Here is a 13112-nt window from a genome sequence, read left to right on the forward strand (position 1 = left end):
CCGCCGCTAGCGCCGCCCAGCCATCAGCCGACCCGATCGCAGGAGACCATGCCCGACACCCTGTTGCTTCTGACCGCCGTGAGCCTTCCGTTCGCCGCCGCCATCGTCGCCGGGCTGCTGCCCGCGCATGCGCGCAACGCCGCGGCGTGGCTGGCCGGCGCGGTCGCCGTCGCCGGGCTCGCGGTGGTCTGGATCGCCTACCCGACGGTGAAGGCTGGGTGGGTGATCCGCCATGAGTTCGCGTGGATGCCGTCCGTCGGGCTCGATTTCGTCCTGCGCATGGACGGGTTCGCCTGGCTGTTCGCCGGGCTGGTGTCGGGCGTCGGCGTCCTCGTCGTGCTCTACGCGCGCTATTACATGTCGGCGGAGGATCCGGTTCCGCGGTTCTTCGCGTTCCTGCTCGCCTTCATGGGCTCCATGATGGGCGTGGTCACCGCCGGCAACCTGATCCAGCTCGCCTTCTTCTGGGAGCTGACGAGCCTCTTCTCCTTCCTGCTGATCGGCTATTGGCACCACACGCCGGCCGCGCGCGACGGCGCCCGCGTGGCGCTCACCGTCACCGCCACCGGCGGGCTGTGCCTGTTCGCCGGCGTGCTGGTCCTCGGCCACATCGTCGGCGGCTACGACCTCGACCGCGTGCTGGCCTCGGGTGCCGTGATCCGCGCGCATCCGCTCTACCTGCCGGCGCTGGTCCTCATCCTGCTGGGCGCCCTGACCAAGAGCGCGCAGTTCCCCTTCCACTTCTGGCTGCCGCATGCCATGGCGGCGCCCACGCCGGTTTCGGCCTACCTGCATTCGGCGACGCTGGTGAAGCTCGGCGTCTTCCTGATGGCGCGGCTCTGGCCGGTGATGGCGGGGACCGAGGCGTGGTTCTGGATCGTCGGGACGGCGGGCATCGCCACGCTGCTGATCGGCGCCTACATCGCGATCTTCCAGACCGACCTGAAGGGGCTGCTGGCCTATTCGACCATCAGCCACCTCGGGCTGATCACCTTGCTGCTCGGCCTGAACAGCGAACTCGCCATGGTCGCGGCGATCTTCCACATCATCAACCACGCGACGTTCAAGGCGTCGCTGTTCATGGCCGCCGGCATCATCGACCACGAGACGGGCACGCGCGACCTGCGGCGCCTGTCGGGCCTGAACCGCTTCATGCCGTTCACCGCGCGCCTCGCCCTGGTCGCCGCCGCGGCCATGGCCGGCGTGCCGCTGCTCAACGGCTTCCTGTCGAAGGAGATGTTCTTCGCCGAGGCGCTGTCGGCGGAAGGGCCGCTGCCGCTCCTCCTCGACGTGCTGCCGGCCGCCGCGACGGTGGCCAGCGCCTTCAGCGTGGCCTATTCGCTGCGCTTCATCCACGGCACCTTCTTCGGGCCGGACCCGGTGGACCTGCCGAGCACGCCGCACGAGCCGCCCGCCTGGATGCGCTTCCCGGTGGAGATCCTGGTGCTGGCCTGCATCATCATCGGCATCCTGCCGGCGGCCACGGTGGGGCCGTACCTGGACATGGCGGCGCACGCCGCCCTCGGCGCCGCCACGCCCGAATACAGCCTGGCGGTCTGGCATGGCTTCAACCGCCCGCTGATGATGAGCCTGACCGCGCTCAGCGGCGGCGTCGCGCTGTACTTCCTGCTCCAGGGCTACCTGCTGAAGGGCGTCGAGGGGCCGCCGCTGATCCGCCTGGAAGGGCGGCGCCTGTTCGACCGGACCATGGTGTTCCTGTCCTGGCGCCTTGCGCGGACGGTCGAGGGGCTGCTGGGCACCCGCCGGCTCCAGCCGCAGCTGCGGCTGGTGGTGTGCGCGGCCGTCCTGGCCGCCGGGTGGGCCGTCTTCCAGCGCGGGCTCGGCCCGGGGAACGTCGCGCCGGCCGCCGTCGACCCAGTGCTCGCCCTGGTCTGGGCGATCGGCGCGGCGTGCGCGCTGGGTGCTGCGTGGCAGGCCAAGTTCCACCGGCTGGCCGCGCTGATCCTGGTGGGCGGCGCCGGGCTGGTCACCTGCGTGACCTTCGTCTGGTTCTCCGCACCCGACCTGGCGCTGACCCAGCTCCTAGTCGAGGTCGTCACCACCATCCTCCTGCTCCTCGGGCTGCGCTGGCTGCCCAAGCGGCTGGACATCCCCGGCGCCCGCCCGCCGGAGGTGATCACCACGACGCGCCGCCTGCGCGACCTGGGCATCGCCGTCGCCGCCGGCCTCGGCATGGCGGGCCTGGCCTTCGGCGTGATGACGCGCTCGCCCCCCGAACTCCTGGCGGAGCACTTCCTGGCGCGCGCCTACACCGACGGGGGCGGGACCAACGTCGTCAACGTGATCCTGGTGGACTTCCGCGGCTTCGACACGCTGGGCGAGATCACGGTGCTGGGAGCCGTGGCGCTCACCGCCTACGCGCTGCTGCGGCGCTTCCGCCCGGCGCCGGACAGCGTCGGCGTTCCCGAGCAGCAGCGCGACCAGAGCGCCTTCGACGCCTCGCGGCCGGGACGGCGGGAGGGCGACACCGTCGCCGACTGGCTGCTGATCCCGTCGGTGATCGCGCGGCTGCTGTTCCCGGTGATATGCTTGGTCGCCCTGTTCCTGCTGCTGCGCGGCCACGACCTGCCGGGCGGCGGCTTCGCGGCCGGCCTGACCGTGGCGATCGCCATGATCGTGCAGTACATGCTGGGCGGCACGCAGTGGATCGAGGCGCGCCTGCGGGTGGTGCCGCTGCGCTGGATGGGCCTGGGGTTGCTGCTGGCCACCGGCACCGGCCTCGCCGCGCTGGCGTTCGGCCGTCCCTTCCTGACCTCCTACTTCGCCTACGCGGAGCTGCCCGTCCTCGGCGCCGTCCCGGTGGCGAGCGCCCTGCTGTTCGACATCGGCGTGTTCGGGCTGGTGGTCGGGGCGACGATGCTGACGCTGATCGCGCTCGCCCGCCAGTCGGTCCGCGGCCACCGCGCCACGGCACCGCGCCAGGGCGAGGCGCCGGCACCCGCCGCGCTGACGACGGCAAGCGGAGACGACTGATGGAACTCATCCTCTCGCTGGGCATCGGGGTCCTGACGGGGGCCGGCGTCTGGCTGCTGCTGCGGCCGCGCACCTTCCAGGTGATCATCGGCCTCTCGCTGCTCTCGTACGCCGTCAACCTGTTCATCTTCTCCACGGGCGGCCTGCGCACCGGGGCGGCGCCGGTGCTGGCGCGGGGTGCTGCCGGCCACCTCGCGACGCACGCCGACCCGGTGCCGCAGGCGCTGGTCCTCACCGCCATCGTCATCGGCTTCGCCACGACGGCGCTGTTCCTCGTCCTGCTGCTCGCCGCGCGCGGCCTGACGGGAACCGACCACGTGGACGGCAGGGAGAAGGACCGGTGAGCGGCTGGATGGATCACCTGACGATCGCGCCGATCGTCATCCCGCTGGTCGTCGGCACGCTGCTGATGCTGATCGACGAGCGGCGGCACACGCTCAAGGCCGCGGTCGGCGCGGCGTCGACGGCGGCGCTGCTGATCCTGGCGGTGGCGCTGCTGCGGCTGGCGGACGGCGCGCTGCCGGGCGGGGGCGCCGCCGTGCGCGTGTACCGGCTTGGCGACTGGCCGGCCCTGTTCGGCATCGTGCTGGTGCTGGACCGGCTGTCCGCGCTGATGCTGGTGCTGACCGGCGTCCTGGGGGTGGCCGCGCTGGTGTTCTCGCTGGCGCGCTGGCACCGGGCGGGGGCGCACTTCCACTCGCTGTTCCAGTTCCAGTTGATGGGGCTGAACGGCGCCTTCCTGACCGGCGACCTCTTTAACCTGTTCGTGTTCTTCGAGATCATGCTGGCCGCCTCTTACGGGCTGGTCCTGCACGGCTCGGGGCTGGCGCGCGTGCGGGCGGGCCTGCACTACATCGCCATCAACCTGTCGGCCTCCCTGCTCTTCCTCATCGGGGTGAGCATGATCTACGGCATCGCCGGCACGCTCAACATGGCCGACCTCGCGGGCCGGATGGCGGGGATCGCCGCCGAGGACCGGGCGCTGCTGGAGGCGGGGGCCGCAATCCTGGGCGTGGCCTTCCTCATCAAGGCGGGGATGTGGCCGCTGGGCTTCTGGCTGCCGAACACCTATGCCACGGTCGGCGCGGCGTCCGCCGGCATCGTCTCGATCCTCAGCAAGGTCGGCATCTACGCCGTGCTCCGGCTGTGGCTGCTGATGTTCGGCGAGGGTGCTGGGGATTCGGCGGGCTTCGGCGGCGCCTGGCTGCTGGCCGGCGGGCTGCTGACCATCGCCTTCGGCTCGGTGGCGGTGCTGGCCACACAGGACATGGCGCGGCTGGCCGGCGCCAGCGTGCTGGTCTCCTCCGGCACGCTGCTGGCGGCGACCGGCGCCGGGCACGTCGCGGTGACCGGCGGCGTGCTGTTCTACCTGACCAGTTCCGTCCTGGCGATCGCCGGCTTCTTCCTGCTGATCGAGCTGCTGGAGCGCGGCCGGGAGGTCGGCGCCGACGTGCTGGCGGTGACCCGCGAGGCCTTCGGGGAGGGCGAGGACGCCAACCCGGAGGACGACGAGGAGGAGGTCGGCGTCGTCATCCCGGCGACCATGGCGATCCTCGGCGTCAGCTTCCTGGGCTGCGCCGCCCTGCTGGCCGGGCTGCCGCCGCTGTCCGGCTTCCTGGCCAAGTTCGCCATCCTGGCGCCCCTGCTCTCGGGCGGTGCCGTGACTGCCTCCACCTGGGTCCTGCTCGCCGCGCTGCTGCTGTCCGGGCTGGCGACGGTCGTCGCGATGACCCGCGCGGGGATCGACGTCTTCTGGGCGTCGCCCGCCGGCGAGGTGCCGCGCGTGCGCGTGGCCGAGATCGCGCCGGTGCTGCTGCTGCTGGCGCTGTGCGTGGCGCTGACCGTGCAGGCGCGGCCGGCGATGCGCTACATGGAGGACACCGCCCGGTCGCTACACGGGCCGCAGGATTATGTCCGGACCGTGCTGCCGGCCAAGGATGCGGGAGGCGGCCGATGAAGCGCTGGCTGCCCCATCCCCTCCTGACGGCGACCCTGCTGGGCGTGTGGCTGCTTCTGAACGAGAGCGTCGCGCCGGGAACCGTCATCCTGGGAGGCGTCCTCTCGCTGGCCGCGGTCTGGGCCTTCACCGCGCTCGACCTGCCGGAAGGCCGGTTCCGGCGCCCGCGCGTGGCGGTCGAACTGGCGTTCATCGTGCTCCACGACATCGTCCGCTCGAACAATGCGGTCGCCCGGATCATCCTGCGCCGGGGGAAGGGGAACCGGATGTCGGGGTTCGTGCGCATCCCGCTGGACCTGCGCGCACCCTACGGCTTGGCGGCGCTCGCCTGCATCATCACGGCCACGCCCGGCACGATCTGGGTGGAGTACGATTCCGCGAAGAACACCATACTGCTTCACATCCTCGATCTGGTGGACGAGCAGACGTGGGTGGGCACCATCAAGGGACGGTACGAGAGGCGCCTGATGGAGATATTCCAATGATCACGCAGATCCTGGTCTGGTCCGTCCTGCTGGCGCAGATCCTTCTGGCCCTGGCCATGGGCTGCGCGGTGATCCGCGTGCTGCGGGGGCCGCGCGCGCAGGACCGGGTGCTCGGGCTCGACACCCTGTACGTCAACGCGACGATGCTGCTGTTGGCCTTCGGCATCCGCACCGGGAGCACGCTGTACTTCGAGGCGGCGCTGATCATCGCCCTTCTCGGCTTCGTCGCGACGGCGGCGCTGGCGAAGTTCCTCATGCGCGGCGAGGTGATCGAATGACACACCTGACCGAATTGCCGGACTGGGCGGCGCTGCTGGTGGCGTTGCTCCTCCTGGCCGGCGCCGGACTGGCGTTGATCGGGTCGTTCGGGCTGCTGCGGCTGGGCAGCTTCTACGAGCGGATCCACGCGCCGACCCTGGGCTCCACGCTGGGAATCGGCTGCGTCCTGATCGCTTCGATGCTGTGTTTCTCCGTACTGGAATCCCGTCTCGTGCTGCACGAGGTGCTGATCACGGCCCTCATGGTGATCACGACGCCCGTCACCTTGATGCTGCTGGCCCGCGCGGCGCTGTACCGGGACCGCAGCGAAGGCGATGATTCCGTCCCACCGCCGCCGGCCGGTTGAAGCGCTGCTCGTGGAGATCAGGCGCTGCCCCGCTGCTCGACGAGCCGCTGCGTCCGCATCACACTGTGGATCGGCGTCCAATGCGAGGCCGCGCTACGAGGCGGCTCATCTCGTTGGTTTTATTAGCGAATCCGGCGACCAGAGTGGCCTTCATTGGTGCCGACAGAAGGCCACCTCGCACAGCAGATTTGCGAATAGAATCGAATCCCTAGGCTTTGCTGCACCGTGACCTGCATTTGGGCATCGATACACACGTCGAACCCGAAAGACTCCAATCCTCCGCAAACCCAACACCAACCCGTCATGATCACTACGCCGAGCCATTAGTCCAGCCGTCCACATTACGCCGCGTCGCCCAGATGCTTCCGCAGCACCTCATAAAGTTGGCGGGGGGCGATCGGCTTGAATGCCACCCCGTAACCGAGATCGGCTGCTTCGCGTTGCCAGTCTAGGCCGGTTTCTCCAGTCAGAATAATGGCCGGGACGCGGCGGCCGAGGGTCTCTCGGATACGCCGGACGGCGTTGGTGCCGCGCTCGCCGCCCCGGAGCCGGTAGTCGGCGATGATCACGTCTGGAACCCGCCCCTCGGCCTTGAGGCGTTCGACGGCTTGGTCGGCGGAGGTTGCAATCAGCGTCTGATACTGCCACTCCCGGAACGTGGCTTGAAGGCCCAAGAGGACAATGGCGTCGTCGTCTATCAGCACGGCGTAGCGACCGTGGCCGGCCTGCGGTATGGGAGCTTGCGGTTCTCTGGTCGCGATAGTCGGCGCCTCGCCCAGTGGGATGGTGATTGAGAATACCGAACCGCGGTCGGGCTCCGACTGCACCTCGACAGGATGGTCGAGCAACCTTGACAAACGCTGCACAATGGACAGGCCGAGGCCCAGCCCTTGGCTGCGGTCGCGCTCGGCGTTTCCCACTTGATGGAACTCGTCGAAGATGCGCCCCAGTTGGTCGCCTGGGATGCCGATACCGGTGTCGTGCACCTCGATGCGCGCGCGGCCGTCGCTTACTCGGCACGTGAGGCGGATGAAACCCTGTTCTGTGTAGCGGATAGCGTTCTCGACCAAGTTTCGAATCATGCGGCCGAGCAGATTGCGGTCGCTGCGCACGACGACGTCGCTGCTGCTGTCGACGTAAAGCTCCAACCCCTTGGCCGCAGCCACCGGCTGGTAAGCGGCGCCGATATGATCGAGCACCGGCCGGAGCTCAAGGTCGTCAACTGTGGGCCGGATGACATCGGCATCGAGGCGTGACACGTCGAGCAGGCTTTCGAGCAGGCCCTTCATCGCATCCAGCCCACGCTCGAGCATCACCAGCGCATTGCGACCGCGCTCGCTGACCACATGCGGGTGCAGGGCGGCGGCGAACATGAACATCGACTGCATGGGTTGACGCAGGTCGTGGCTCGCAGCCGCCAGAAACTTGGTCTTCGCAAGATTGCCTTGATCAGCCGCCTCCTTGGCCTGCCGCAGGGCCGTTTCCATGGCCTTGCGGCCAGTGACGTCGCGGCCCACCGCTTGCACCTCAGAGCACTGGCCAGCGTCATCGATGATGGCGTATCCCTCCCAGGAGAACCACCGTGGTCCCTTGACGGTGAGCATGCGGGCCTCTACCGACGCGCGATGGTCGGGTGGGATCAGGGTCTCTTCGATCGCCCGCTCAATGGCGGCAACGTCCTCCGTATGCACGGCGTCGCGCCATGGGGAACCGAGCAGCGCATCACGAGAGCGTCCCAGCAACCGGCACGTCGTGTCGTTGATGAAAATGAACCGGCCTTCGGCGTCGAACCGCACCACCATGTCGGCCTGTGTTTCGACCAGTCCACGATAGCGCGTCTCGCTGTCGCGCAGGGCCGCTTCCATGGCTTTGCGTCCGGAGATGTCCGACAACGACATGACGGCCAAGCAGATACGGCCTGCGTCGTCCCGTATCGGAGAGGCGTTGACGATAAGCGGCAGCAGGTGCCCGTCAGGGTGCCGGTACACCACCTCTTCCTGCTCAGCCGTGTCCCCGTCGCGCATTGCGCGGACAAGCGCACACTCATCGTACTCATAGGGACGGCCGTCCGGGTGGAGGCAGGGGGAGTTGAACTCCACCACGGTGTCGGTTGGTACGATGGGGCGGCCGATCAGACGTTCTGCGGCCGAGTTGTGGGCAACCAACCGGCCGGACGGAACCTCCGCCACCACGACCCCCACCGGCAGGTTCTGGAGCACGGCCTTCAACCGCGACCGCTCCGCCTCGATGCTTCTCGACAGGCGTCCGATGCCCCAAAAGGCTCCCACGATGGAGAGGAGCAGGAGAAGCAGCGTAATCGCCGCAGACCACAGCGCCGCGTATTCGATGGGCCACATGGCAGCCCGTTTGTCGATGCCGATTCCCAACATTACGCCGCGGGAACCAGCCGCCGGCGGGGAGTAGGCATGCATTCTTTCAATGCCGTCGACCCCGATCACTTCGGTCAACCCATGCTGATCGCCGTGCAAGAAATGCCGGAAACGCTCAGGAAGGGGCGCCCCGACCACGCCTGGGCGCTCCGGAACCCGGGCGATGACGACTCCCGCGGAGTCGGTCAGCAAGATGGAGGCGTTGGGTGGCAGAGGTTTGCGGGCCAGATAGTCGGTCAGCCATTTAAGGTCGAGCAGACCGGTGATCACCCCGCCCCGTCCGCCACCGGGACGATCGTAAGGCAAGCCGTAGGGAAGAATGGGCCTGCCGATGCCGCGGGCCACACCGAAGTCGCCGACGGAAAACCGGCCGGTCTCCAGCGCCCGCCGGACGTTCGCCCGGTCGCCCAGGAAGACCCCGACAGCCCGCAAGTCGGTGGCGCAGCGGACGATGCCCTGCAGGTCGGTGACCTCAATCGTCAGGTGCTCAGGAATGCTGCCCTTGAGGCGCTCCATCATCGTTTGGCAGGAGGGGCCTGCAAGTTCGTCGGCGGCGGTCGTGGCCAACGTCGTCAAGATGCCCTGGAGGGTGTCGACGATGCGCTGATGCTCCGTCTCGAGGAGGTCGAGAATGTGCTCCGCTTGCTGGTGAATTTCCGCTTCACGGGAGGCTCGCAGGTCCAGCTGGGTGTAGACCTGGAACCCAACAAAGGGGGCAATGGCCAGGAGAAGCAGAAGCAGGCGGTGGACAATGGACATTGCTCCAAGCCCTCCACGCGCGCGCGAGTGCGCAAACACTCGCGCCCACCTTGACGCGGCCAGTGGTCAAACAGTCAGGGCGCAGGAACGTTGCCTCAGCGACGCAACGCGTGCTTCTGCTCACATCGGAGCCGGTCTCCTGTAATGTCTTTCAGGGTCGTGTTCCAGCCCGTGGTGTAGCAACCGTGTTCGACGAAGAAAATTCGTGAACCGGGAGTGCTCCGCGTTGTGGACCTGTGCCCAGATGCAGGCCACGGCCCCCAAAAAAGCTTAGGAATGTGATTCCATTCGTGAGTCTGCGGTACGATGTGGCCTGCACCTGGGCGCAGATCCACATCCAGGCGGCGCCGCCGGCGATGGAGGCGATCTGCCGCTCGTTCAGCGGCATGCCGGCGGTCCTGGGCGTGCGCGGTGCGCGGGGGCGGGTCATCGGGTGCTCCGTTCTCGTGGGGCGAGGGGGCCATGCCACGCTCGTTCCGATCGCTTGGTGACGGCGCCCGCGCGAAAGTTCCCCACGCCCGTAGCTTCAGGTCCTTTACTCACGGGCCGGCGGCGTCATCTGCACGGCGCGGCCGATCTGTGGCAAGGTCTCCTTCGGCGGCCCGTCTCGCAAGGAGCTTGAATGGATCAGGTAGCACGAAACGTGCTCACGGACGGCATGGCGCGCTGGGTTGCCCTCATTGAGGCGAACGCCTCCTGGGCCGAAGCGATTTTCTTCCTGTGCGCGTTCGCGGAGTCCCTGGCTTTCGTCGGCTTCGCGGTGCCGGGCGTGGTGCTGATCGCCACGGCCGGAGCCCTGGTCGCTTCCGGCGCCCTCGGCTTCTGGCAGGTCTACGTCGCCATCGCCCTGGGCGCCGTGCTGGGGGATGCCACGTCCTATTGGCTCGGCCGGGGGTTCGGCGATCGTGTCCCGCGTGCATGGCCCTTCCGCCAGCGGCCGGAGCTGTTGGAGCGAGGAAGCCGCTTCTTCCGGCGCCATGGCGGCAAGAGTGTCTTTTTCGCCCGCTTCCTCGGCCCGCTGCGGCCGGTCGTGCCGGTCACCGCCGGGATGATGGCGATGCCCCACCGCACCTTCCAGGCCGCCAACCTGCTGTCCGCGGTCATCTGGGTGCCGCTGATGATGGCGCCCGGCTATTCCCTGACGACGGGCGTCGGCATCGACGAACTCCTGACCGGTGCCACGGCGGCGCCCAGCGCTGCTCGCGACGGGGGTGACACACCCTGCGCACCCGCTCCGCCGATCTCCGGCGAGCCGCCCCGGTGCTGACCGCCGCCCTCCGAGAGGCCGAGCTTCCATGACCTTTCTGCGCGTCGCATGGAGGCTGGCGTGGCGGGACCTGCGGGGTGGAGCCAGCGGCCTATGGATCGTCGTCCTGGGGGTGGCGCTTGGATCCGCCATGATGGCCGCCGTGGGATCCCTGAGCGGCGCTGTGCTCGACAGGATGCACGCGACCGCGCGGGAGGCCGTCGGCGGCGACCTGTCCCTGCGCCTGTTCCACGCGCCGGCGACGCCGGAGCAGCGGGCGTTCCTGGAGGCGGCGGGCACGCTCAGCGAAACGGCGGAGCTGCGGCCGGCCGCCGGGACCGTGACCGGCAGCGCGCGCACCCTGGTCGAACTGAAGGCGATCGATGGGGCATACCCTCTCGTGGGCACGGCGGCCGTCTCCGGCGCCGCGTCCCTCGGCGAGGCCGTGGCCCGCCGGGACGGGCTCTGGGGTGCGGCGGTTTCCGCCGACCTCCTTGACGCGCTGAATCTCGGCATCGGGGACCGGCTGCGGGTCGGAACGGCCGAGGTCGCGATTCGCGCCGTGATGGAACATGAGCCGGACCGCACTTTCCGCGCCTTCTCCCTCGGCCCGCGGGTCGTCATCGACCGCCGGGCCCTGACGGAGACCGGCCTCGCGGAACCGGGCGCGCCGGTCTACTGGTACTACCGTGTCCTTCTGCCGGAGACGGCCCGGCCCGACACCGTCCTGCGCGACCTGGAACGCCGGTTTCCCGACGCCGGATGGCGGATCGTCGATGCGTCCCACGGCATTCCGGGCGTCGACCGCACGATCCAGCTCGCCCGCGCGCTGTTCCTCCTGGTGTCGCTGTCCATCCTGCTGATCGGCGGCGTGGGAGTCAGCCGTGCGCTGTCGGCCCACTTCGCACGGCGCTTGCCGGCCATGGCCGCGCTGAAGGCGCTGGGCGGCCCGCCACGCCTTCTCTTCACGGCCTTTCTGCTGCAGACGCTGGCCGTGGTTGCCGCCGCACTCCTGATCGGCACGGCGGCCGGAGCGGCTTTGGCCATTGCGGCGGCGCGCGCGCTGCCGCTCGACTGGCTGCCGGAAACGGCCGGCGCCGTCCATCCGCCGGCCCTCCTGCTGTCCGCGACGGTGGGCCTCCTGGCGGCGCTCCTGTGCGCCCTGCCGCCGCTGGCCCGCGCGGCCGGAACCAGCCCTGGGGCGATCTGGCGCAGCCCGGCGGACGGCCCGCGGCAACCGCTGGGGTGGCGGACCCGCGGCGCCGTTGCCGTTCTCGGGCTGTCGCTCGCCGGTGTGCTCGCCGCGTGGACGGGCCTGCCGCTTGCCGTCGCAGGGTTCCTCCTGGCCGCCGGGCTGGCCGCGGCCGGGTTCGCGGCCCTGGGGCACGGGCTCGCGCGGGCGGCCCGCCGCCGGGCGCGCGGCCGCCGGGCGGTGGTCCGGCTGGCCGTCGCCAACCTCGGGCGGCCGGGGGCACCGACGGTCCCGGTCGCCGTCGCGCTGGGGGTCGGTCTCACCGTGCTGGTGGCGGTCGGCGTAACCGGAACGTCGGCGGTCCGGCACGTCGAGGCGACGCTTCCAGCCGAGACGCCGTCCGTCGTCTTCCTGAACGTCCCTCCGCGCGACGCGCGAAGCGTGCGCGAGCGTCTCTCCGCCCGGCCGGGCGTCCACCGGGTGGAAACGGCGCCGTTCCTTCACGCCCGGATCAGCCGCGTCAACGGCCTCGCCGTCACCGAGGCGGATGTGCCGCGCTCCGTCGCGTGGGCGGTGCGCGGCGACCGGGGCCTGTCCTGGCGCGACCGCCCCGCCGCGACCGACCGGATCGTGGCGGGGGCGTGGTGGCCTCCGGGCTACGACGGTCCGCCGCTGGCCTCGGTGGACGCCCTGGTGGGGCGCTGGCTGGGGCTGGCGGTGGGGGATACCATCAGCCTGGCGCTGGCGAGCGGTCCGGTCACCGCAACGGTCGCCAACCTTCGGCGCGTCGACTGGACGAAGCTTGACCTGGATTTCCCGGTCGTCCTCTCGCCCCCGGCTGAACCGCCGCCGCACAGCCTCGTCGCGGCCGTCTGGTGCGACGCGGCGGCCGTGCCCGTGGTGGAGGCGGCCATGGCGGAGGTCTCCCCGCACGCCCCCGCGGTGCGCGCGGCCGAGGTGCTGGGCGCGCTCCGCGCGACCGTCGCTCACGTCCGCGGGCTGCTGGACGGTCTGTCGGTTGTCGCCATCGGCGCGGCCGGCCTCGTCCTCGTGGGAGCCATCGCCAACAGCATGAGGCGGCGGCTCCACGAGATGGCGATCCTGCACGCCCTGGGGATCGGACGGCGCCCGATGGGCCTGGCCGTCATTCTGGAGTTTGCCCTTCTGGGCGCCGCCGTCGCGGCCGTGGCGGTGCCCCTGGGCTGGCTCGGCGGAACGGCCGTGGTCACGAGCGTCACCAGCACCGGCGGCACGCCCGGAGGTACGATTGCCGTGGCCGCGTTCCTGACCACCGTCGTTGCCATGGCGGTGGTCGGGGCCGTGCTGGCGGCCAGTCTGCGCCGGAGCGACGTGCTGCGGCAACTGCGCGGCAGTGCCTTCGACTGATCGATGCTGAAGCGTGATGGGAAGGCAGGGAGTGACAGGGAGAGTTCCATCGCGTGCGGGAACTCCCTAGCGGCTGCT

Annotated in this window: 9 protein-coding genes; 8 read left to right on the top strand and 1 reads right to left on the bottom strand. The window is 69.9% G+C overall.

From position 1 onward, the window contains the following. The first annotated feature begins 48 nt into the window (after positions 1–48). Genes VED21_RS27255 through mnhG form a run of 6 tightly spaced genes read left to right on the top strand, consistent with a single transcriptional unit; the run spans position 49 to position 6061 of the window. Positions 49–2994, top strand: coding sequence for a monovalent cation/H+ antiporter subunit A (locus tag VED21_RS27255; RefSeq protein ID WP_324888002.1), 2946 nt, complete (start codon positions 49–51; stop codon positions 2992–2994). Further along, positions 2994–3338, top strand: a complete 345-nt coding sequence (locus tag VED21_RS27260; protein ID WP_324888004.1) for a Na+/H+ antiporter subunit C — start codon at positions 2994–2996, stop codon at positions 3336–3338. Before VED21_RS27255 ends, VED21_RS27260 begins: the two co-directional genes overlap by 1 nt. Next, a complete protein-coding gene (locus VED21_RS27265) occupies positions 3335–4951 on the top strand; it encodes a monovalent cation/H+ antiporter subunit D (RefSeq protein WP_324888006.1) in 1617 nt (538 codons plus the stop codon). Before VED21_RS27260 ends, VED21_RS27265 begins: the two co-directional genes overlap by 4 nt. Beyond that, entirely contained in the window at positions 4948–5436 is a 489-nt protein-coding gene (locus tag VED21_RS27270; RefSeq protein WP_324888008.1) for a Na+/H+ antiporter subunit E, read from the top strand. The genes VED21_RS27265 and VED21_RS27270 overlap by 4 nt, the downstream gene beginning before the upstream one ends. Continuing rightward, the gene (locus tag VED21_RS27275; RefSeq protein WP_324888011.1) at positions 5433–5714 is read left to right on the top strand and encodes a K+/H+ antiporter subunit F; all 282 of its coding nucleotides are present in this window, start codon (positions 5433–5435) and stop codon (positions 5712–5714) included. Before VED21_RS27270 ends, VED21_RS27275 begins: the two co-directional genes overlap by 4 nt. Continuing rightward, positions 5711–6061: a monovalent cation/H(+) antiporter subunit G gene (gene mnhG / locus VED21_RS27280; RefSeq protein WP_324888013.1), complete on the top strand. Its 351-nt coding sequence runs from the start codon at positions 5711–5713 to the stop codon at positions 6059–6061. Before VED21_RS27275 ends, mnhG begins: the two co-directional genes overlap by 4 nt. Positions 6062–6402: 341 nt before the next feature. On the opposite strand, the gene VED21_RS27285 is transcribed toward mnhG, so the two are convergent. After that, the gene (locus VED21_RS27285; protein ID WP_324888015.1) at positions 6403–9210 is read right to left on the bottom strand and encodes a PAS domain S-box protein; all 2808 of its coding nucleotides are present in this window, start codon (positions 9208–9210) and stop codon (positions 6403–6405) included. Between the two features lie 622 nt (positions 9211–9832). Between VED21_RS27285 and VED21_RS27290 the strand changes: the two genes are divergently transcribed. Continuing rightward, positions 9833–10477 (top strand): DedA family protein, encoded by a 645-nt coding sequence (locus tag VED21_RS27290; RefSeq protein ID WP_324888017.1) that lies wholly within the window; start codon positions 9833–9835, stop codon positions 10475–10477. A 28-nt stretch (positions 10478–10505) separates the two neighbouring features. After that, a complete protein-coding gene (locus tag VED21_RS27295; protein WP_324888019.1) occupies positions 10506–13034 on the top strand; it encodes an ABC transporter permease in 2529 nt (842 codons plus the stop codon). Positions 13035–13112: the final 78 nt, after the last annotated feature.

The organism is Azospirillum sp. (assembly GCF_035627195.1).
Lineage (GTDB): Bacteria > Pseudomonadota > Alphaproteobacteria > Azospirillales > Azospirillaceae > Azospirillum.

What these genes read in the sequence shown, in the direction of transcription:
- mnhG (WP_324888013.1), top strand. Translation starts at nt 5,711, where the DNA reads ATGACACACCTGACCGAATTGCCGGACTGGGCGGCGCTGCTGGTGGCG.
- VED21_RS27260 (WP_324888004.1), top strand. Translation starts at nt 2,994, where the DNA reads ATGGAACTCATCCTCTCGCTGGGCATCGGGGTCCTGACGGGGGCCGGC.
- VED21_RS27255 (WP_324888002.1), top strand. Translation starts at nt 49, where the DNA reads ATGCCCGACACCCTGTTGCTTCTGACCGCCGTGAGCCTTCCGTTCGCC.
- VED21_RS27285 (WP_324888015.1), bottom strand. Translation starts at nt 9,210, where the DNA reads ATGTCCATTGTCCACCGCCTGCTTCTGCTTCTCCTGGCCATTGCCCCC.
- VED21_RS27270 (WP_324888008.1), top strand. Translation starts at nt 4,948, where the DNA reads ATGAAGCGCTGGCTGCCCCATCCCCTCCTGACGGCGACCCTGCTGGGC.
- VED21_RS27295 (WP_324888019.1), top strand. Translation starts at nt 10,506, where the DNA reads ATGACCTTTCTGCGCGTCGCATGGAGGCTGGCGTGGCGGGACCTGCGG.
- VED21_RS27290 (WP_324888017.1), top strand. Translation starts at nt 9,833, where the DNA reads ATGGATCAGGTAGCACGAAACGTGCTCACGGACGGCATGGCGCGCTGG.
- VED21_RS27275 (WP_324888011.1), top strand. Translation starts at nt 5,433, where the DNA reads ATGATCACGCAGATCCTGGTCTGGTCCGTCCTGCTGGCGCAGATCCTT.